General features: G+C 40.0%; 12 protein-coding genes. All 12 read right to left on the bottom strand.

The features are described 5' to 3' along the window. Positions 1-62 precede the first annotated feature (62 nt). Positions 63-3,782 carry a helicase-exonuclease AddAB subunit AddA gene (gene addA / locus ACSVDH_RS05485; RefSeq protein ID WP_439248762.1) on the bottom strand — a complete coding sequence of 1,240 codons (3,720 nt, stop codon included), beginning with the start codon at positions 3,780-3,782 and terminating at the stop codon, positions 63-65. Further along, positions 3,775-7,263, bottom strand: a complete 3,489-nt coding sequence (gene addB / locus ACSVDH_RS05480) for a helicase-exonuclease AddAB subunit AddB (RefSeq protein WP_439248761.1) — start codon at positions 7,261-7,263, stop codon at positions 3,775-3,777. The genes addA and addB overlap by 8 nt, the downstream gene beginning before the upstream one ends. Before the next feature lie 242 nt (positions 7,264-7,505). Beyond that, positions 7,506-8,660 (bottom strand): Gfo/Idh/MocA family protein, encoded by a 1,155-nt coding sequence (locus tag ACSVDH_RS05475; RefSeq protein WP_439248760.1) that lies wholly within the window; start codon positions 8,658-8,660, stop codon positions 7,506-7,508. Positions 8,661-8,714: 54 nt separating this feature from the next. Then, positions 8,715-9,560: an SDR family oxidoreductase gene (locus tag ACSVDH_RS05470; RefSeq protein WP_439248759.1), complete on the bottom strand. Its 846-nt coding sequence runs from the start codon at positions 9,558-9,560 to the stop codon at positions 8,715-8,717. A gap of 711 nt (positions 9,561-10,271) precedes the next feature. Next, positions 10,272-10,937, bottom strand: a complete 666-nt coding sequence (locus tag ACSVDH_RS05465) for a GntR family transcriptional regulator (RefSeq protein WP_299091843.1) — start codon at positions 10,935-10,937, stop codon at positions 10,272-10,274. A 242-nt stretch (positions 10,938-11,179) separates the two neighbouring features. Continuing rightward, entirely contained in the window at positions 11,180-12,361 is a 1,182-nt protein-coding gene (locus tag ACSVDH_RS05460; RefSeq protein WP_439248758.1) for an acetyl-CoA C-acetyltransferase, read from the bottom strand. A 228-nt stretch (positions 12,362-12,589) separates the two neighbouring features. Then, positions 12,590-14,032 carry a sodium/pantothenate symporter gene (gene panF, locus ACSVDH_RS05455; protein ID WP_439248757.1) on the bottom strand — a complete coding sequence of 481 codons (1,443 nt, stop codon included), beginning with the start codon at positions 14,030-14,032 and terminating at the stop codon, positions 12,590-12,592. After that, entirely contained in the window at positions 14,029-14,289 is a 261-nt protein-coding gene (locus tag ACSVDH_RS05450; protein WP_439248756.1) for a YhdT family protein, read from the bottom strand. Before ACSVDH_RS05450 ends, panF begins: the two co-directional genes overlap by 4 nt. A 177-nt stretch (positions 14,290-14,466) precedes the next feature. Next, on the bottom strand, positions 14,467-16,866 hold the full coding sequence (locus tag ACSVDH_RS05445; protein ID WP_439248755.1) for a glycosyl hydrolase family 95 catalytic domain-containing protein: 2,400 nt from the start codon (positions 16,864-16,866) through the stop codon (positions 14,467-14,469). 103 nt (positions 16,867-16,969) lie between these two features. After that, positions 16,970-18,112 carry a glycoside hydrolase family 88/105 protein gene (locus ACSVDH_RS05440; protein WP_439248754.1) on the bottom strand — a complete coding sequence of 381 codons (1,143 nt, stop codon included), beginning with the start codon at positions 18,110-18,112 and terminating at the stop codon, positions 16,970-16,972. Positions 18,113-18,168: 56 nt separating this feature from the next. Next, positions 18,169-20,223 carry a glycoside hydrolase family 65 gene (locus tag ACSVDH_RS05435; RefSeq protein ID WP_439248753.1) on the bottom strand — a complete coding sequence of 685 codons (2,055 nt, stop codon included), beginning with the start codon at positions 20,221-20,223 and terminating at the stop codon, positions 18,169-18,171. Positions 20,224-20,272: 49 nt separating this feature from the next. After that, complete coding sequence (locus ACSVDH_RS05430; RefSeq protein ID WP_439248752.1) at positions 20,273-22,564, bottom strand: AraC family transcriptional regulator; 2,292 nt, start codon at positions 22,562-22,564, stop codon at positions 20,273-20,275. Positions 22,565-22,711 lie beyond the last annotated feature (147 nt).

The raw sequence follows: 22,711 nt of genomic DNA, 5'->3' as shown, positions 1-22,711 counted from the left end.
CGCTGCCTGAAGCCCTAAAAGCTGATAAGGCGGCGCTAGTCTTCAATATCTCTTTCTCAATTTTACATGTCGATTAAATATCCACCATCAAAGAAATATAAATATTTTTCCTTTAAAGGTTTCTGGGTAATCTCTTCAATTGCATTAGTATATAGTTCAATTTGAACGCGATATCTTTCTCTTAACACCGCTTCTGCCTCTTCTATTCCTCTTGGAAAGCGGCCTTTAATTGTATCAGTCTTATAATCTAGTAAAACAAAGCCTTCTTCATCTTCAAACAAACAATCAATCACACCTTGAACCAATACAGGCTCATCTTTCAAATTGTCATAAAGCTGTTCTGCTTTAAGCGCGTAGCTGAATGGCACTTCCCGATACACTTGTTTGGCCTGAAGCAGCCTTTTCCCGATTGGGGATGAGAAAAACTCTACAATCTGTTCACGGTTGATGACCTCAGCTAATTCTGCAGAGAGAATTTCCTTTTCAACCAATTCTTCCACTTTTGCTGTTACAACATCCAGCGAAACCGGCTCTGTCAATTTTATATGCTGCATAACCGTATGCATCGCAGTTCCTCGTTCAGCTGCAGAAACCGATTTGCTTTGCATAAACCGTGGGCGATTATATAAAAACGATTGGATTTGATTCCTTTTTATCAACTGCTGATCACTATATTCATCTTGAACCTCTCGCTGTCTTTTCAGTTCTGACACCGATTGCTTTGAACGGCTGCTTGCTGCTGTTTTAAAAGGATACACCCATGTTAATTGTTCATTCACCTGTTCTACCTGTTCACTCTCAAAAGCTACAGGTTCACCATTGCTAATCGCCGATAAGCGTTCATGATTTAGTTCCTCTTCAGCTTTAAAGGTTTCAAGCAGCTCCTCACTTTTTACAATGTCAATCGTCCATTTAGACGGATGCTGGGCAATTTCTTTATTTAAACAGATCTGCCCATCACTTAAAACCGAACAATCCTGATGGCGCACTAATGCTGGTCCAACCCAATCTAAATAGGTTTTCGCTTTGGAGCGTTCAAAATCCGGCAGCAGCCATTCAGTATGTGATACATGCTTCCTCCACTCAGCAATCGTTTTTTCAGGATTTTTTAACGTTCCCAATAAATAAAGCTTTTCTTTTGCCCTTGTTAAGGCAACATATAATACACGCATTTCTTCTGCGAGAAGCTCCATTCGCATTTTTTTCTTTAACGCAATATAAGGCAGCGTTGGATAGCTGATCCGTAATGTTGGATTGATCAGTTTTGTTCCAAAGCCAAGCTCCTTATCAAGCAAGTACTTTCTATTTAGATCCATCATATTAAACTGCTTCGAGAGCCCTGCAACAAAAACAACCGGGAATTCCAAGCCTTTACTGCTATGAATCGTCATTAACCTGACGACATCCTCCTGCTCACCAAGGGCACGTGCTGCACCGAGATCATCTCCGCGCTCCTGCATCCGCTCAATAAAACGCAAAAATCTAAATAAACCTCTAAAGGAGGTTGCCTCATATTGGCGTGCGCGGTCATAAAGGGCACGTAAATTTGCTTGTCTTTGTTTTCCGCCTGGCATTCCGCCGACAAAGTCAAAAAACTTTGTATCACGATAAAGCTGCCAGATTAAGTCTGATACTGAACCTTGTCTAGCTTGCTCGCGCCAGCCTTGCATAAGCGTTATAAATGGGTCCAGTTTGCTGAAAAGTGCTTGATTGGCCAATGAACCCTCTGCTAAAAATGCTTTCACCGCATCATAATACGTCCCTTTTTTGTCAAATGTACGAATCAATGCGAGTTCATTTGCATCCAATCCAACGACAGGAGAACGGAGCACTGATGCTAAAGGTATATCCTGGTACGGATTATCAATGATTTTTAAGAGTGAAAGCATTATCGCTACTTCTGTTGCTTCAAAATATCCGTTTGATAGATTTGCATAGACAGGTATTCCCGCCTGCTTAAACTCCTCCATAATTTGCGGCGCCCACGGCATGGAGCGCAACAAAATCACCACATCCCGATAAGTGATAGGACGAGTGCCGTTTATGCTGCGGTCATAAACCGGGAACTGCTGATCAATAAGCGATTTGATTTTCTTAGCCATCAATCTCGCTTCCAGCTGAACCGTTTCTAATTCCTCTTCATCAAAAACAGCCGGTTCTTCCTCCTGATCAGCTTCCTCGCCATCGCTGCGCTCTACTAATAAAAGCTCTGCATTCATTTCTTCATTTTGGGGATATGACGCTCCAAGCTTAAGCTCTGCATCATGGTCATAATCAATTTCTCCAACCTGCTCACCCATGATTTGCTTAAATAAAAAGTTCGTCCCATCCAACACTTCTGCCCGGCTTCTGAAGTTTTTCGATAAATCAATTCGCAGCCCTGTTTGATTAGCGTTTTGGGTAAATCGTTTATATTTGCTTAAGAAAAGAAACGGCTCTGCCAGACGGAAGCGATAAATCGATTGCTTTACGTCACCGACCATAAACAGATTCCCTGTCGCTTCATCGTCCTTTGTGACAAGCTTAAGGATTGTTTCTTGAACGAGGTTTGTATCCTGGTATTCATCGACCAATACCTCAGAAAATTGATTCTTATAATACAAAGCAGCTTCACTTGGCTCGTTATCCTCGGTTTGCAGAATGTCTAAGCAATAATGCTCTAAATCGGCAAAATCGACAATCCCTTTTTCCTTTTTTATCCCTTCATATCTTTCTGCAAATTCCTTTACAAGCGACACTAGCTTCGAGACAACTGGGTTTAGATGGGTAAAATCGAGCACATAGTTCTTAAGGTGACGCGAAAACATCTCATCACGGAGCTGTTCAATTTGTTTTTTTACTGCATTTCGCAAGGCTGTGACTTGATCGGTTAGGGTTTTATCATATTGATCACCTCTTACCGTTTTTGCTCGTGATAATTTAAATGTTTTTATTTGCTCGCCAAGCTGCTCCCACGAATCCTTTACACGTAAAAGCTCTGAAATTTGCTTTAAATCATCTTCTAGATTTTCTGCGCGTGGTGCCGGTCCAGCCGGCAGCTTTGTCAGCTCCATCGCCTGTTCAAGCTGAGCCTTTGCACCAGTCAGCTGCATGGCGATGTCCTGAAGCAAATAGCGGACAAAAGGCAATGATTCAATTTCTTCTGTTTCTTTCAAATCATACATTTCTGCAAGTTGATCTAACCAAATACTTGGTGTTGGATGTGATCTTGAAAAAAAGTAAAGCTCGCGAATCAATGTTTGCAGCTCAATATCATTGCGATCAGAAGTATAGCGATCAACGAGATCAAAAAACGCCTCATTATCCTCTCTGCTATACTCTTCCTCGAACATATCATCAAGCACTTCATCAATAAGTAATTGCCCTTCTGTTTGATCGGCAATTCTAAAGCTCGGGTCAATATTGATTAAATAATAATACTTTCTAACAACCTGCAGACAAAACGAGTGCAAGGTCGAGATCGATGCTTTATTTAGCAATGTCAGCTGTCTTCGCAAATGAAGAGAGGATGGATTTTCTTTTAATGCTTTTTCCAGCGCTTCGCCAATCCTGCTTCTCATTTCAGCGGCCGATGCATTTGTAAAGGTAACAACAAGCAAAGAATCAACATCAACAGGATTTTCCCTTGAAACGATTTTTCTTATGATTCTTTCAACCAGCACCGCCGTTTTTCCAGATCCAGCCGCTGCAGCAACTAAAATATCCTGTCCGCTTGAGACAATTGCCTTCCACTGATCATCTGTCCATTGACTGTTTTCAGGCTTTGCTATGATTTCACTCATCGCCAGCACCCTCCTCTCTCATTCTTTTTAACACCTCATCGTTCTTTTCACTTTTTAAGATTCGATACGAATTTTCTTCTAATGATTCATCAAACTGGCAGACTGATTTATATTCGCAAAAGGTACACGGAATTTTATCTTTTAACTTAAATGGACGAATATCAATGATTCCATCGGTAATATTTGTGCCAACTTTTTTAAACGTCGACCGGACATGCTTTCTTAATAAAGCGAACTCCTCTTCACTCGCAATGGAGGAGGTCGAGCGGAAGCCGCCTTCTTTTTTCAAGCCAGCTGAGATGATATTTGATGTGCTGCCTTCACTTAGCGTGTTGTCCATAAGCCTTACTGCTTCCTCATCGCCAAGTAATAGCCCCTTCATTTTAAACTTCTTAAAGATTTCCTCATCCAGCTTTTCCTCTGTCATCAACGTCTTAGCTTGAATCATTGGGTCATGGACATGGAAATACAACACACCTGCAGGGGTTGCCTCCACTCCAAGCCACATACTGGAGTTCGAGATGATGACGTCCAAATAGGTAAGCATTTGCAGGGCCAACCCGTAATAGACCTCAGAAAGCTGAACATTTTTTTCGCTTGATTTATAATCGATAATTCGCAGCAAAACACGTCCTGAGCCTGTTGCTTTATCCACTCGGTCGATTCGGCCAGCTACCTCCATCGTGCAGCCATTCGGCAGCGTAAAGCGAAGCGGAGGCAGCTCTCCCCCCTTGCCAAAACCGAGCTCTAAGCCGACAGGTGCAAACCCGCTCGCCTGGGCATGCTCACTCAGGATCACTGCAGCGCGAGTAAGGATTTTTTGCAGCTTTCGTTTAATATAGTGGAAACGATTTGAGCTAAGCAGAATCTCTCTTTGCAATCGCGGGGCAAGGCGATCAACGGCATCATTTGACAGCCGTTCACATTGCTCCTTTGTCAGCTCTCTCCAATCAAGATTCAATTGCTGCAAGCGATCAGATATGAGCTTAAGGGACGAGTGGAACATTTGTCCAATATCAGGTGCTTCAAGCTTGAAAAATTGCCGTTCTTTCAGCTTTAGTCCATGTGAAGCGAAGTGCGAAAATGGACAGCTATTAAATTTCTCCATTCGGGAGACACTTCCTTGAATATGCTCACCGTAGAGCTCACGGCTGATCGATGTTTCAAGCTGTTCTGGTTTGTTTTGATACGTTAAGCTGCTTAATACTCTTTTTGTTAGCTGGCGATTATCCGATGTAATAAAGTAGTTATAAGCATCCCACCAAATTGGATGGATTGGATAGCCGCGCTTCCAGGATTGCAGCTGTGAGGTGACATACGATAACGTCACATGCTTATTCACCATAAAGGATAGCTGTTCATTTAAAGACAGCTGTTCAGGCTCATTAAGAAGTCTTAGCTTTTCAACCATTGGAAACATTTCTTCCACTCGCTTTATAATGACAGAAGGAAGCAGGGCTTTCCCTTCTTCATCAGCCATTGGATACGATAAATAAAGCCTTTCAGCCGGACTTGATAATGCCATATAGATCAGGAAGTTTTCATCAAGGAGCTGCTGTCTTGCCGTAGGAGCAAGATTGATCCCTTGATAATGAAGGGCCTCACGATCATCTTCTGTTAAGATTCCCTCTTCTTTCGGCCTTGCCGGGATCACCCCATCATTTACCCCCACGATAAATGAGCATTTCACATGAAAGAAACGGGATTTTTCAAGATCGGCAATTAAAACTTGATCAATAGCAGGCGGGACCAAGGAAAATTTCATTGATTCCATGCCTGTTTCAAGAATTTCAGCAAACAGCTTTAATGAAACCTGTTCGTCAGACAGAATCTCTACAAATTCATCTAATAGATTCATAACCGCCTGCCAAACTTGATCATGCTCTCTCGCTTCCAGGAGCATTCCCTTTTCTTCTGCTGCCAGACGCAGTCCTTCCATTTTTTCAGGAATGTGTAATTCCTCCAGATACAGATATAAGCTTTCAGCCAAAGCTCGTCCTGACTTGCTGCGTTTTAGCCGATTTTGTAAAGCTTTAATTGGTGTAACAACAATGTCGCGCAGCTGATTAAGCTTTTCCTCCATTTGCTTTTCTTCATCTGTTACGACAAAGTCATCATCAAGTGAATAATAGCGGCGGTAGCGCCAGCGTTCATCATTCGTCCATTTTGAACCTTGGATCCCATATGATAAGCAATAGTTTTCGAGCAAATCCATTTCCTCACGCATTTCCTGCTTATGACGATCAAGCGGATAAAGCAGCTCTGTCTTTACAGCACGAAATACTGCCTCGTAACGCCAATGACCATTGATGATTTCAAGCGTCGAACGAATCAGCTCTACCAAAGGATGGTTCAGCATCGAACGCTTTTGATCGATAAAAAATGGAATCTCGTAATCACGAAAAACTTGTTCTATCACATCGCGATAATCATTTTGATTGCGAATAAGCAGAGCGAGATCACGATAACGATAGTTTTCCTTCCGTACAAGTGTATGAATTTGTCTAGCAATACCTTCAACCTCAGACCGGCGATTTGCCGCTTGAAAAATGGTTAAATCAGGTTTTTGCTCGTAGACAGTTGTTGGTCTCGTATCATAATATTTTTCTAAATGTCTTAAGGTCGGGTTGCCATACCGGTGCTGCTCATTTAAAATAAGCGGAAGCTCAACCTCTTTGCCTTTTTCAAGGGCAAGCTGGAGAACTTTATTGTAGGTTTTTCCTGTCATTTGAAAGAGGTGCAGCTCATGCGGCAAGTGCTCTTCATATGCTTTATCAGCCGTAAGGGCGATCTTCACATTTGCTGCATGCTCCATTAATGCTCCAACAACCTCATATTCTTGAGGAGTAAAGCTATGGAAGCCATCTATATAAATATCGGCTGACTGTAAAAAGTCAGAATCCTGAACCTTTCCCGCTAATAAATGGAGATAATCCTCAGAATCTACGTATTTATCACTAAGCTGAATTTCTAACTGTTTATATAGCAAGGCCATATCATGGAGCTTGTCTGTTAAAGAGGTTTTATCCACTTCGGTAGTCGCACCTGCTAGATACTCCTCCAGCTCCTGCGGTGATAGGAGGTAACGTTTAAATTCAGTTAACATCGCCTCAAGCTGCTGAATAAATCCATTTTTATCACTAGCCTTCGTAAACACCTTAAATTCCTGCTTATATTGCTCGACCAGCTTTCTTAGCATCATCTGAATCCCGGTGCTTGAAAGGTGATGGCGAGTCATTCCTCCTGTCTCCTGGAGAACTCTCCAAGCCAGTCTGCTAAAACTGAACGTTTGTGCACGAATCATTCCGCCTAAACTCGGTGTCTTGATTAATTCATACTCCGCCCCAAACGTCATCTGGTCAGGAACTAGATAAATGATCGGCAGGCCGATCGGTTCTTCGAATAGCTTGTCTCTAATTTGATTTAAGATCTCTTCAGTTTTCCCGCTCCCTGAGCGACCAAGAATAAATTGAATGCTCACTCTTATTCTCCTAACCTTGTTATTTAAAAAAGAAATACCACAACTAAAGATAGTGTGGTAATATAGTCTGTTTTTATATTGTATCCTCTATTATTTTACTTTACTTTTAAGGGAAATTCCATTTATCAGTTATACCAAGTTTTGTATCAACTCAAATCATTTCTAACGAAAAAAATCCAACCAAGTTTGGAAAAACTAAACTTGGTTGGATTTGTCTGCTTTGCAAAGGCTTCCAAAAAGAGTCACTCATAATTCCCGCCTGTCGTAATGGCTTCATCTGCAAAGTTTTCAATGGACGTTTTCTTTTCATAAAAATGAGTTACATACTTTAAAACCCCTTCCCTCGTATAAAAGGGACTAGCAGAAGTTAGCGGAAGCTCCACTGTTTCTCTTAAACTTGCAGATTGATAAATAGCTGTGATTAATTCAAGTGTTTGCCTTCCTTGAATACCATCCACTAGCACATTCTTCTTACCTTGCATAGCTTGCAGAACATCGTGTATTTGTCCAGCATGACCTTCATATAGTAAATCCGCTTGCTCATTATAAAGCTTTTGGATTTTTTCTTCTAATTCTAGGTCATCCTCTGGGAAACCGTTTTGTCTTGATTTTGATGCTTTTACTTTCCATGGAACGGAAACTCGTGCATTTTTCCCCTGGAAAATCAGTTGCTGCTCTTCGCCATGATGAATAACAGAACTCGTGATTTGAACCAAACCGCCATTGTCATATTTCCCGATGGCAACTGAAATGTCTTCAACTTCAGCATTTTGATGTGCAGCATTACTCATAACAGCAGTAATCTCTGAAGGCATCCCGTTCATCCACTGCAGGATATCAATATGGTGAACAGCATGATTTAAGGTAGGTCCGCCGCCTTCCTTTTCCCATGTTCCTCTCCACCACAAATCATAGTAGCAAAAGCCTCGCCACCAATAGGAATCGACTTGTGTATGGACAATGTCCCCCATTAATTTGGAATCAAGGACATGCTTTAATTTCATCATTGGCGATCGAAAACGATTCTGTGCCACAACGGATAAAATCTTTCCATTTTTCTTTGCTGCAGCATTCATTGCATCACACTCTTCTAAAGAGGAGGCCATTGGTTTTTCAACAAGTACATTCTTTCCCGAATTCAATAAAGCAATGGCCGTATCAGCATGTGTGTATGGAGGTGTGCATATCGATACTAAATCTATGTCATGACGTTCAGCCAGCTGTTGATAATCATCATAAATATCCACATTCAGACCATGTTTTTTTGCAAGTTTCTCTGCCTTTTCAGGATAAATATCACATAAAGCAACAATTTTACACGCTTCTGATAACTCCAAGTAACCGTTAATATGGGCAGGGGCAATCGCTCCAGCACCAATAATCGCAACATGAATCATAGACAGTATCCTCTCCTTTTTTCTACTAAGCACTTAAAGGCTCAGTCCCCTAATTTAAACCCCGGAATAAGCCATAAATCCGCCATCAACAGGAACACTGATCCCTGTTACAAATCCACTTGTTTCATCATCAGCCAACCAAAGCAATGTACCTAATAAATCCTCTGGATTACCGAGTCTTCTCATTGGCGTATGGGCGAGTATTTTTTCCGTTCTTTCTGTATTTGTACCATCTTCATTTTTCAGTAATTTTTCATTTTGTTGTGTAAGGAAAAAGCCAGGTGCAATGGCATTTACCCTAATACCTGCTTCAGCCATATGAACCGACAGCCATTTTGTAAAATTCTCGATTCCAGCCTTTGCTGCACTATAGGCAGGAACTTTAGTCATTGGACTAGGTGCACTCATCGAGGATATATTAATGATCGTTCCCTTTTTTCCCACCATTCTTCTTGAGAAAATTTGCGTTGGAATTAATGTCCCGACAATATTCAAGTTAAAAACAAATTGAAAGCCTTCCGTTGTTAGATCAAAAAAGGTTGTAATCTCCTTGTTTTGCAAATCAGATAAATCAAAAGTTTCTTTTGTGGTAACACCTTTCGGATGGTTGCCTCCAGCACCATTGATTAAAATATCGCATGCTCCATATGTGTGATATACCATTTCCTCGGCTTTTTTCACACTTTCAAGGTCCAATACATTGCATTCAACGGCAAATGCTTCTCCGCCATTCTGCTTGATCTCCTCAGCAACCGTGACAGCCTTTTCAAAAGTGCGATTTAAAATCGCTACCTTTACACCTTGTCGAGCAAGCTCCTTTGCCATACAGCTGCATAAAACTCCTCCGCCTCCTGTCACAACAGCTGCTTTTCCTTTTAATCCTTCATATTTTGGTAACATCTTATCCTTCCTTTCTGTTCAGCACTTTTAATATTTTTATAGAATCCATTACATAATAGCTTATCGGCGGCTTCCGAAATATATCGGCGAATTTCTGATTTTATCGGCGGCTTCCGAAATATATCGGCGGGTTTCTGATTTTTTCGGCGGCTTCCGAAATATATCGGCGGGTTTCTGATTTTTTCGGCGCTTTCCGAAATATATCGGCGAATTTCTGATTTTTTCGGAGCTTTCCCAAATATATCGGCGAATTTCTGATTTTATCGGCGGCTTCTGAAATATATCGGCGAATTTCTGATTTTATCGGCGGCTTCAAAAATATATCGGCGCTTTTCTGATTTTATCGGCGCTTTCCGAAATATATCGGCGAATTTCTGATTTTATCGGCGGCTTCTGAAATATATCGGCGAATTTCTGATTTTATCGGCGGCTTCCGAAATATATCGGCGAATTTCTGATTTTATCAGCGCTTTCTGAAATATATCGGCGGGTCTCTGATTTTATCGGCGCTTTCTAAAATATATCGGCGAATTTCTGATTTTATCGGCGGCTTCCTAAATATATCGTCGGGTTTTTCTATATCACTTTTTATGTAGATGACCGCTTTTTAAAGAAATTCTCATTCATGGTTAAAGATCCACCCACCTGAATGTTAGCGCTATCAATAAATGACAGAGAGCTTTTGCAGCTCTGTCCCAAATCTTATATCAATTAGAAATAATCTGGATAGCGGTCCTTAATCTCATCCTTTTCAAAATTCACCAATTTCAAGTGCTGTACCATTAATCTTTCTGCCTTATTCGGGTCTTTTTCCATAATCGCTTGGTAGATTTCTTTATGTTGCGAGACAACAACATTCCAATCTGTATTTGCAGCAAGCCTTAAAACCCTTAATCGGTCAAAGTGGCTGTTCATGTTGCGAATCATTTTCCATGTTCTTAATTTGTTGCATTCTTCAAATAAGATCTTGTGAAATTCTTCATCAAGCTCAAATAATTGATGATACGTTCCTTTTCCTAAGCAAAGCTCTTGCATCGCAACATTTGTTTCTAAACGAAATAGCTTGTTTTCATCAAATACTTCACAAGCTAATCTAACTATAGCTTTTTCAATGTTTTCTCTTGTAAACCTTGCTTCCTCTACATGGTCCAAATCAATTTTTGAAACGATCGTTCCACTTTGAGGATAGATTCCTAATAGCTCCTCTTGAGATAATTTTAGAAAGGCCTCCCTAACTGGTGTTCTGCTTACCTCTAATTTTTCAGCAATTTCCTTTTCGGAAATTTTTGTTCCAGGCTTTAATTCTAAATTAATAATGCGAGTTTTTATTGTTTGGTACACATAATCTCTTGTTGAGCCATTAATCCGTGTGTTCATAGTTGAAATGGCGACCACCCCTTTTTCTGTCCATCTAGGTATTTTAATATCCTAGCTATACTAGCATGGTAGTTATTAGTCAATTATAGTGGAAGTCTAGTAACTTTTCAACCATTTTTTTGAAAATGCTATCAGGATATTCATTGAAAGTAATATGCAATATGTCGTATCAAAAGAGGGCCACACCCCGCAGGCAAACAACAATATATTGTATTAGAGGGGGTGACCCTTAGGTTCTCTAACTAATTATGATTCTCTCTTTCTACAAACAACGCTACACCAATACCTCCGCCTACACATAAGGACGCAAGACCTTTTTTGGCGTCTCTCCGTTCCATCTCATGCAAGAGACTTACGACTATTCGTGAGCCGGTACAGCCAATTGGGTGCCCTAAACTAATACCGCTCCCGTTGACATTCACCTTTGCTCGATTTAAATGGAGCTGTTTTTCTACAGCTAGATATTGAGCGGCAAACGCCTCATTAATTTCAATGACGTCTAAATCGTCTATCGTCCAATTTAACGAAGCGATCCCCTTTTGAATGGCTGGAACAGGTCCGATTCCCATTAACTTTGGATCGACTCCTGCAATTGAATAGTGGGAAATTTTAGCTAAAATAGGGATTCCTCTTTTTTCCGCATCCTCTCTAGTCATTAACACAAGTGCTGCAGCCCCGTCATTTAATGAGGAAGCATTTCCTGCTGTAACGGTTCCATTGTCTTTAAAAATAGCCGGTAATGCTGCAAGCTTTTCAGTTGTTATCTGTCTAGGACCTTCATCCTTCGCTACGATGACTTCTCCCTTTCTCGTTTTAACTGAGATCGGGACAATTTCCTTCGTAAATGTACCTGCCTCTATCGCAGATAAAGCTCGTTGATGACTTGATAATGCAAGTTCATCCTGCTCTTCTCGGGAAATGTGAAATTCCTCTGCAATATTTTCAGCTGTTTCCCCCATCATGATATGATGAATCGGATCCTTTAATATCTCCCATACACTGTCTGTCACCTGTCCGTGCTGCAGCCGTGAGCCCCAGCGATGCTGCTTTAATAAATATGGACTTGAACTCATTGCTTCCACTCCGCCAGCAATCACGATACTGGATTGACCTGTTTGAATTTGCATGGCAGCAGAAATGATCGCCTGAAGCCCTGAGGCACACTGTCGTTGGATAGTGTACCCTGTTGTTGTCTCAGGGAAATTTGCCAAAAGTGCTGCTGTCCGAGCTGTGTTCGGCTCATCTGTTCGCTGAATACAATGACCGAGTATGACTTCGTCCACGTCATGCTTTTCAAGCTTGCTTCTTTTTACAGCCTCATCCAGTACCGGTACAATTAATTGAGTTGGCAACAACTCTTTGAAAGCGCCGCCAAATGAACCAATAGCTGTCCTTGCCGCAGCCGTTATGACCACCTCGCGCATATTCCATCCCCCTGTCATGATTAACTTTAGGATATAAAAAACTCTTATTTTCATTATAATATAGATTTTTGGATATATTTCGGGTTTCTGTAATAAATGGTTAATTATACAATTATGATCTACCAGGGGCAGTCTTAGGGAAATAAGGATTTACACCAGGAAATATAATAGAAAAGCCCAATTTCTCAGCATTAAATTTTGAGAAACTAGGCCTTTTTCGGTGCTCGTCTACATAATATTTCTTTGTTTAACTAAATGGTTTGTACACATACTTACAAGCACAAATACAACAAGTGATGCAACGACAGGAATCGTTACACTATTCATACCAAATAAATTGCCATGGAAATGATAAATATAAATATATGAAACAAGTCCGACAATCATCGAGGCAATTGCTCCGTATTTATTTGCATCTTTCCAATAAAGACCTAGTACTATATTCCATAAGAATGCCGATTCAAGCCCGCCAAATGCAAATAAGTTTAACCAAATTAATAATTCCGGCGGTTTCAATGCAAATAATACAACAGCTAATCCAACAACTGTTGTCACAATAAAGCTTATCCTTTTAATTTCAGCATCTTTTGCACTTGGTTTAATAAAGTTTAAATACACATCTTTTACAAGTGTCGAGCTTATTAAAATTAATAATGCATTTACCGTTGACATAATGGCTGCCATTGGTGCTGCCAATACAATTCCGGCAAGAACAGGCGGTAAAATATCAAGTGTTAATGTTGGCATCACTTTATCCCCAATTTCAATCCCTGGAATCACGGCACGTCCGAAAACACCGATTAGGTGCATCCCAAACATAATTGTTCCAATACCAATTGTCCCAATGATGATTGCACGATGCATTCCTTTCGAATCTTTATAGCTCATCGCACGAACTGCGATTTGCGGCAAGCCAATTACACCGATTCCAATTAAAATCCAGAATGTTGATACATAAAGTGGCGAAAGACTTGAATCTGCTCCGTACGGCGAAACAAGATTTGGATTTTCTTGAACAAGTTTCGCCATGATAGCCGAAACCCCGCCTCCTTCAATAATAACCGCTGAAAGTAGAATGACCGTCCCTATAATCATAACTAAACCCTGCAGTGCATCTGTTAAGGCGACAGCTGCAAAGCCGCCAATAATGACATATACAAGCACCGCAACTGCAAAGATTAACAATGCACCTTGATATGATAACCCTGTTAATGACTCGATTAAACGTGCACCACCAACCCATTGTGCTGTCATCGAGGCGAATAAAAAGACAAAAATAGCAACCGCAGATATCAGCACGATTGAATTTGATTGATAGCGAGCCTTTAGGAAGTCAATCAACGTAATTGCTTCATATTTACGTGCAATAATCGCAAACTTTTTCCCTAAAATCATCAAGACAAAATATCCCGCTGGCAATTGAGCCATCGCAAGCAGCACCCAGCCTAAACCTGTATTATAAGCCACACCAGGTCCGCCAATAAAACTTGACGCACTTCCATATGTCGCCATCATTGTCATGGCAAGCAGGAAGCCGCCCATTTCCCGACCACCAAGGAAATAATCCGATAGGAACGAGTCTGATTTTCGAACACGAGCATTTGCCCAAAAGCCAATAAAGAAAATAATGACAAGGAATAATGCAAGGGGAATAATTACTTGCCAATTCATTCTTCCTCTTCCTCCTCAAGTGAAACTTCGGTAAAGAAGAATTTCATAACGATGGCAATTGACACAATCATAAAAATCGTACCAGCAATACAGCTATAAAAGAACCATGCCGGAAAACCGAGAATGTACGCATATGTCATCGGATCCTGATCTCCGAGTCCATATGCAAACCCATACCAAATGGCAAAGTTGATTAACACAAGAATGATACCTATAATTGCTTCTCGATGTGCAATTTTAAAACGTTTATCTTCCATCAGTCCACACCTTTCCATACTTCATTTTAAGCGTAATTTTCTGAATGACAAGTTTAATGTTCATTTATTTTACCGATTAATGAAAATGAAGATGGTTGTGGTTCTTTTTATCCGGACACCCATTGACTTACTTTTGTTTTTGTTAAAAGATATTATACCCGGGTAAAATCTCATTATTTAATCACTCATGTTTTTAACATAAAGAGTCGTCCCCTTCTCCATCGTGATGTGAACATACATTTTTCCTAATGATGATTCTTTTATTGTGATCCCTTCACCAGTTAGTACAGAGTTTTTTGCAAAAGAAGGTAGCTTCAACGTAAATTCTGAATCACGCTCAGCAGTCATTTCTCCACATAATGATTGCGTAACTACATTCCATGAAAGGCTAACCCGCCCAGTCATAAAACGAAAATTCTTTACTTCCCCCTTTTCCCACTTAGTTGGAAGAGCTGGAAGCAGTTTAATTAGTTTTGGAGAAACATACAGAAGCATTTCTTGAATTGCATTAACAATGCCCATACTAGCATCTAATTGGATTGGTGCTGTCTCAATTTCCATACTTACCCCCATATTTCTCCAATCATTGTGAACGGTGAAAAGGTTATTTAAAAGGCATGAACGTGAGAGTATATCCAAGCATTCCAACGCTTTGTCTCCGTCATTCATTCTTGCCCATATACTCGACATATGTGCTAATGACCACCCAGTTTGTGCACCTAATCTTCTCTTTGAAACAGCCATTCTAAATGCTTCAAACAGGTTCTGATCTTGTTCTTGGTTGATATCTCTACCTGGGAACACAGGATAGATGTGTGAAAGATGACGATGGTTGTAGCGATCATCAAAGGCAGGGTGTAACCATTCCCGCACGGCACCATCTTTATTCACTTCATAAGGCGGAATACGTTCAAGCATTCCCTCCCACTTTTCAATTTCATCTAAATACAATGAGGTCTCTTTTGCTCCCTCAATTAAGTGATTTAGCACTTCTTTCATAATGGCAAAATCCATTGTTGCATTTATGGTGGTTGGCATCGGATGAGCAAGTTGTTTTCCGTCCTTGGGCATAAAATTTTCTGGGGTATTCTCAGGTGAAACAGAAGGAAAAAATTGATAAAGACCATTCTCATCCAAGACGAGAAAATCTTCATAAAAGAGCGCCACTTCTTTTAAAAAGGGAAGTACTTTTTCGATCAAAAGTTTTTCGTCTCCTGTGTAGAGATAATAATCATAATAATGCTGTGCCAGCCACCCGGCTGCTCCCGTCCAATTCATAATAACAGGGACGATTTGATTTGGTATACCAATACCAGGAGTTGTCCCTGCTGGTATATAAATGCCGCGGCAACCATATAACTTTCTAGCATTTTCTCGAAAATCATCCATCATTTCCTCGTAATAGTTGAATAATGCTGGCACTAATTCAGATAGTCCTCCTACTGATGCATGCCAATACATCATTTGAATGTTCTCATTTGCCATCCGATGGCACCACATTAGATTGTAATCGCCACCCCAAAGACCATACATCCCAAATGGTTGTCCCTCAGCTCTTGTACCAGAGATAAAAAGATATCGTCCATAATTCCACAACTTTTCTAGCAAAGGAAGAGGGGCTTCTCCTTCATAAGCATCTAGAAGAAGTTCTTCAATCGATTGTTCGCCTTCAGCATCACTTAATTGTAAGGAAGCTGTGTGGAATAGCTGTGCGTGTAAAGGAATATGTGCACGCAGCAAGTATTGATAATCACCGTTTATCTCTAATAACTCTGCTTGAAGACGTGCCCACTCTTCGCGATGATCTCCTTTAATAAATACTTTCAATATCATTTGAATGTAGTTAGCCTCTTCACAACGGAGACGATTTTTATCAACACTGGTCCTTCCTCCCATAGGAATCAACCGTATGACGGCTCCATAATCTGAATGATCATCATTTTTGGCAGAAAAAAAGATAAATTGATTTTCTACTTTGAGCTGGACCGTACTTTCTAATTCTTTAAGCCGCTGTTCCATGTTTTTATGGTCTGTCTTACGGATACCAAGCTCAAACTCAGCTGTCAGTGATTTCCCCGTTGATGTTATTTCATAGACAACCGCATCGTCTGCTCGTGAAACAAACAAATTCCGTTCATATCGCTCATTCCCCTCTTCCCATCTTACTGATACCTCTCCTGTTTCCATATTGACTTCTCTGCGATAATGTTTAAACCCTTCAGTTTGCTTCATCCTAATGGTTAGTTCAACAAGGGGTAAAAATGATGCTAAGCGGGTGCTGTATCCTTTCTCTTTTAATGTATTTGTTAAATGCCAGCTTGCTTCATGATATTTTTCCTTTTTCATGAGATCCCTTGTTTCGCTGAGTGTATAGCTAACATCGGGAAGTGTATCCTTTCTTCCCATATGCCATAAGCCTTCGTGATTAATTAAAATCTTTTCCAGGCTCACGCCACCTGAAACAGAAGCACCTACCTTTCCGTTCCCTGAGGGCAGCCCTTCTCTCCACATATTTCTCCACCATCCGGCAGGATATTTCAGCGATAAGCGATTCCTGCTATCATTCTTATCTACCAATATGTTAAACCTCCAATCAATTCTGTGAAAAAAATAGGCTGTCACAATAACGAAGGGACAGACCCTTCCTGAGACAGCCTTATTTCCAAATTCTATTAATCAATCATTGCGATACTTTCAAGCACTCTTCATTTTTTACTTTTACTAATTTCTCCATCTCCAAACTTGCCAATAAAAATGGAGCTACTCCCATCAGATCATCACTTACGATTTGCTCACTCATATAGTAGTCATAAGAACCATCACGATACTTAGCACCTCCAAGACCCGCACCCTTGCATATTTGATGAAGGTGTACTCCTTTTTCATCTTCCGTGACAAAATGTTTAAGAATACCATTGTATGAACGGAACACGATATCCGGATCTATACCAGACAAATAACCTAGACGGATTCCCTTTGCTAAAGCATATGTCAGCATACAGGAGCCGGATGCTTCTAAATAATTCCGCTCTCTGCCGTTTTGGTCAAGCAGCTGATACCAGAGGCCGCTTTCTTGATCTTGAACATTTTTAATGTCATGGGCCATTCTTTCAAAAATCCCCATGATTTGCCCTCGTTTTGGGTGATTCACTGGAAAGTGTTCGAGTGAATCGACAATAGCCATGGAATACCATCCCATTGCTCTTCCCCAGGCGTGGAATGACCTTCCTGTTTCTTTATCACACCAGCGCTGTTCCCTGCTTTCATCCCATGCATGATGCAGAAGTCCTGTCATTGGATTGCGCGTTTTCGCTTCGATCAACAAGATTTGCCTAGCAACCTCATCAAATCCTTCTGAAACATGAAACGTTTTAGCATACTCCGCTAAAAATGGTGATGACATATAAACACCATCAAGCCACATTTGAAACGGATAGATTTTTTTATGCCAGAACCCGCCTTCACTTGTTCGCGGCTGTCCTTCAAGCTGTGTGACTAACTGCTGAATGGCTTTTTCATACTTTTCCTTTCCAGTTCGATTCCAGAGCGAGAACAAATTTTTTCCTTTATTAATATGATCTAAATTATATTCTTCGATTGAATAGTCTTTAATCGTTCCATTTTCATTGATGAATAGATCCATATGATTCTTAACGAAGTTATGATAGTTTTCGATGCCGCTCCATTCTGAAAGCCAATCAAATGCCTTTAATGTCATTCCCGCTACATATCCCCATTTATTAGCGATTTTCGGATGGTATCCATTATCACAATGCGAAAGGATCGTTTCCGCTATTTTTATTGACCATTGGTTTGCTTGCATGTTTCACTAGCACTCCTTTCCAGAGTAACCTTTGCTAAAACTACCTATTTTGTTTTTTATAGTACGCTATGCAGCCCTTCCCATTTCACTTTCCAGCGACCATCCTGCGGGAAACCGGGACAACTGCGATCGTTACCATTCTTCCAGCCGCAAATCATCATGGCAACGGCTGTCAAAAGCCCTCCATTACCAGGCAAGTATGCTGTCAAACCTGGCCTTTGATAATTATGGCCGTTTGCTAGATACGTATTTTTCGTTGCCTCCATTAAAAGGAAATCTACAGCTAGTTCTCTTTCACCTAATCTGGCAGCAGTCATTGCACACATAGGAAAATCCCAGCCCCATGCAGATTCCCAGTCCCATACAGCTTTTACTTTATACAATGTATTTCTCATAATCTCTTTATCTACTAATGTACCTGGTAAAATTCCCAGTGCACCAAGCATTGAAGGATGATCATGATTTTTCTCAGTAAAAGTATTCAAACAATTCTCATGTGCCAGATAAACACCATCTTCATCACGAGGCTTCGCCAAAGAATTTGCTACCTTAGACCACAGCGGATTTTCAGGTACGTTTAATCGTTTCGCCCAACTTATGGCGATTTCCAGCCCATATTTCCAGTATTCCAGCTCATAAGGAGGGTTCATGCTTTCATAAATATAGTGACATTCCTGAGCAGGTATTAGTGGAGGTCCAAGAACATAGGCTTTCTTTTTTTCATCCCAATGTGCATATGACACCATGAAGTCTGCAGCTTCAAACACGATTGATTGAAAATGTTCAAGAAATTCTTTAGTTGGATGAACTTGATAACACATTTCTGCTAACGCCATTGGATGTGGTTGTTGCCAAATCAAACCCGGCGCTACCGGGGAAGGACTCTGTTTGCCGTCAATCCCAACCATTTTTGGCCATCTAGCACCGAGATAGCCTTGTGATTCAGCTAGTTCCCTTGCTTGAGGCAAAATGTGCAGATACCATTCAAGACTTTTCTCTAAATATTCCCTTCTTCCCCATATTGGAAAATGTGCCCCATGCCACCAATGCATCTCCAAATGGAATTTTCCAAACCAGCTATTATACATATAACCTGTTTCTTGCGGCGGCAATGACCCGCCGCTGTGAATAGCGGTTAAATACTGTGAAAGAACAACTCTTCGTTCAAGCTCCATTGCACGCGGATCTGTGCATTCAGAAAAATCCACTGCCGCACCTTTTTGCCAAAATGCTTCCCAATAAAAACGGCTTGATTCAAAAACCTCTTCAGGTTTAACAAACAAAGGTTCCTTTTGTGCATAAGAAAAGGTAAACTCTAACGTATCTGAGCATCCATCCCCCATTAACGTATATTCATGAACCCCGGTTTGCTCTAATGAACCTTGATTCCAATCCCATCTTGCGTAATATTGATCCTGATCCATCCTTCTTGTAAATAAAACGGCTTTATCAGAAATCATTTGATAATTTGTTACATGCCTTTCATCATGTCCCCAGTCCGGATGTATCGCTTTTGACCAACTATTATGTGTAACATCTGGCGCTGGGAAAAGTGAAAACACTTGAATACGCTTCTCTTTTAACAATAGAGAAGATACTTGTACAGCGATAACATCATGCTCTGGATGACATGCTGTCTTTACCTGCACAGGAACTCCCTCTACCAAAAATTCACTCGCAACGATTCCTGTCCATAAGTCGAGTGTTTGATTGATTTCTGTCATCTCATCGGGTTTTACAGGCTGATTATTTTTTGATAAAAATCGAAAGGAAACTCTTCCAAGCTGCAATCTGTGAGGATTTTGCCGTAACCAATGGTAAGCTTCCTCTTTCCCTTCAGGCTTCATCGGGTACTTCACCTGACGGCCATATGTATCATAACGTTGATACACGATATCTTCTTCTGAATATAGATTTGGCCGGCCAGTATAATGCCATCCCCAATTTGATTGCGTTCCTAATGGGGTTTCATACACCTCTGGGAAAGTCTGTAACCCTGTAAAGTCACAGCTAAATCCAAATTCTCTGTTTCCAATTGATAATGGTGAAAGTGATTCGATCTTTTGAATAATCGGATTGTGACGTTGGACTATTTGCCTTTTATCTAACAATTATGAATCCTCCTCAAATTTATTGAATACTTCCATCGAACGAAGAATATTACATCACTTCTTTCCTGGATTTTAATACTTCCCGATATTTACCTGGCGTGATATTATTGCATTTTCGAAAGGCCCGAATAAAGCTATTTTCATGCTGATATCCAACCTTTATCGCAATATCTGATATTTTTTCATCCGTATTGACCAATAAATCTGCAGCCCGTTTCATTCTCATATTTGTAAAATAACCGTAAATCGTTTCATTCTTTTCTTTCTTAAATATGGCGCTTGCCAAACTTACACTAATGCCAATGGAATCAACAATTTCTGTGATTCCGATTGGCTCAGCTATATGCTTCTCCATATAATCAATCATCTTTTCTATTAAGAGGGATTCCTTACTTATTCCGATTGTCTGAACCTCTTCTATCAATGCACTTGCTTGTGAATGAAGAAAAACTGCAATATCATCGATGTGCATCGTGTGGAGTTGATTAAAGAAATCCCTTTCCTTATTTTTCACTTTATCCTCATCACGGCTAAGTCGAAGAAAGCGGTCACCAGTCCTTGTGATTATTGACAACGCTTTCTTTTGGCTCATACAACTTCTCCTGATTTCTCCAATGATATGGTCAATCAAGTTTCTGGACCGCAAGCTGTCCCCTGTTTCAATCGCTTCTGACAACTGATCCAAAACATGATCATTTATCGTTATTTTTCGAGAATTCTGTTCCACGAATTCTTCAAACTTTAATATCCTTCCATAGCCTGAATATAACCTGTTTCCAAGCGCTGTATCTGCCTCAAAAATAGCCTCTACCAACTTTCCAAAATCAGTTTTTTGACTGCTGATTCCGATTGAAATACTGAAATCTAGTAATTCCTTAACAATTTGAAGTGCTTCCTTTAGTTTTTTTTCTAAAAGTATTTCATCTTCACCTGGACGAAGAACAATGATTTGTTTATCTTTTCCCAGATCGATACATTCACTATGTGAATATGACTCTGCTATTTCTGTCATAATATTTGCTAAAGCAAATTTTAAAAGGGAATGATCTGAAGCTGGAAATCGATAAGACCATTCATAAAAATGATCAATAGAAATGATCGCAACTTTTAATAGCTGATTGGTTGAGTCTTGGAAATACCCGCTGCATTTTTCACGAATCTCTTTTAAATTTGTGATATTTTTATGATATATATCACTAAAAAACTTTGCTGAGGCTTCTGTTTTTGCCTTTCGTATCATTTGTGATAATTGCGCATGATCACTTAGTAATTCCCCTGCAAGAGCTTCTAAGTGCAGTAAATCATGGTGGTCCATGTCCCGGTTTCCAATATTGAACAACTTTTTCATACGGCGGATCGGTCTAAAGGCGATATTGTTGATATAAAAAATGGCAACTCCACCTAATAATAATGCGAGGATTGAAACGGAAAGAACGACATGACCGACTTTTTTCGATTTGGCTAGTAAACTATCTTGAGGGACAAGAGAAACATATTTCCAGCCCGTGAGCGGTGAAATATTCTGGCTTACGAGCAGTTGGCTGCCTTGATAAGTAATATCGCCCAGATGTTCCTCATTTAATTCAGATACGGCACTCACAATGGCTTTAGAATCTATTTTTTCACTAGAAGAAGTTGAAGTAGAATATATCATTTCATTTTTTTGATCGATAATATAACGTGCACTGCTTAATTTTGCCATATTTGGTGAGTTAAATGGTTCAAAAAGGTCTTGATAGCCAAGATTTATTGCAACGATTCCTTTGAATTCACCTTGTATCATGATTTTCCTAAACAACGTTATTTCGGAACGATTGTATTTTTCTCCAACCTGAACATTTCTTTTTTTCACAATCACTTTTTTATCGCCAAATTCGTCAGCCACCCCTAACCAGGTTGAATCACTAAAAGTAGATTTACGTGAGCTGTATCCATATGGCATTGAAACAAAACTTCCATGTTTCATATCATATATGTAAATACTGTTGATGGTGGATGAACTATTGATAAGAGTAGATAATAACTGGTAAATTTCAGTAACAACATAATATGAATTCTGAATATCGCTATTTAAGAACTTGTAAACATTAGTGTTTAAGGCAACCTTGATCGCAATGTTATCGCTTTCACGAATGTGATTATCAATAATATCCATACTCACTTGCAGCATTTGCTGCTGCGGTTCATTTAACTCCTGCTGCAGCACAGATTTAGATGTTTGATAGGATGTGAAACTCACGATAAGAATGATAAAGAAAACAGCAATCGTTAAAAATAAAATAAGCCTTGTCTCGGTTTTATGAAATGAATATTTAAGCCATTTTTGGAAAGATTGGAGCATTCTTTTCAACCTCCTTTTTTGGCATTATACTACATATTCATTTACGTGAAGGAGATTTTTTACAATCATAACGATTCAAAAGCCTATTCTTGATTTCTTAGTAATTTCATCGTTTCTACCCCAGCAATAAAACAATTCTCATTACGT

Origin of the sequence: Metabacillus sp. Hm71 (assembly GCF_051842955.2) — a bacterium.
GTDB lineage: Bacteria > Bacillota > Bacilli > Bacillales > Bacillaceae > Metabacillus.
The sequence above is the reverse complement of the archived record's forward strand: the minus strand, read 5'-3'. Positions and strand labels throughout refer to the sequence as shown.

Excerpts from the sequence above, each read along its gene's own strand:
- addA (WP_439248762.1), bottom strand. The coding sequence starts at position 3,782 with ATGAGTGAAATCATAGCAAAGCCTGAAAACAGTCAATGGACAGATGAT.
- ACSVDH_RS05475 (WP_439248760.1), bottom strand. The coding sequence starts at position 8,660 with ATGATTCATGTTGCGATTATTGGTGCTGGAGCGATTGCCCCTGCCCAT.
- ACSVDH_RS05470 (WP_439248759.1), bottom strand. The coding sequence starts at position 9,560 with ATGTTACCAAAATATGAAGGATTAAAAGGAAAAGCAGCTGTTGTGACA.
- ACSVDH_RS05465 (WP_299091843.1), bottom strand. The coding sequence starts at position 10,937 with ATGAACACACGGATTAATGGCTCAACAAGAGATTATGTGTACCAAACA.
- ACSVDH_RS05460 (WP_439248758.1), bottom strand. The coding sequence starts at position 12,361 with ATGCGCGAGGTGGTCATAACGGCTGCGGCAAGGACAGCTATTGGTTCA.
- panF (WP_439248757.1), bottom strand. The coding sequence starts at position 14,032 with ATGAATTGGCAAGTAATTATTCCCCTTGCATTATTCCTTGTCATTATT.
- ACSVDH_RS05450 (WP_439248756.1), bottom strand. The coding sequence starts at position 14,289 with ATGGAAGATAAACGTTTTAAAATTGCACATCGAGAAGCAATTATAGGT.
- ACSVDH_RS05440 (WP_439248754.1), bottom strand. The coding sequence starts at position 18,112 with ATGCAAGCAAACCAATGGTCAATAAAAATAGCGGAAACGATCCTTTCG.
- ACSVDH_RS05430 (WP_439248752.1), bottom strand. The coding sequence starts at position 22,564 with ATGCTCCAATCTTTCCAAAAATGGCTTAAATATTCATTTCATAAAACC.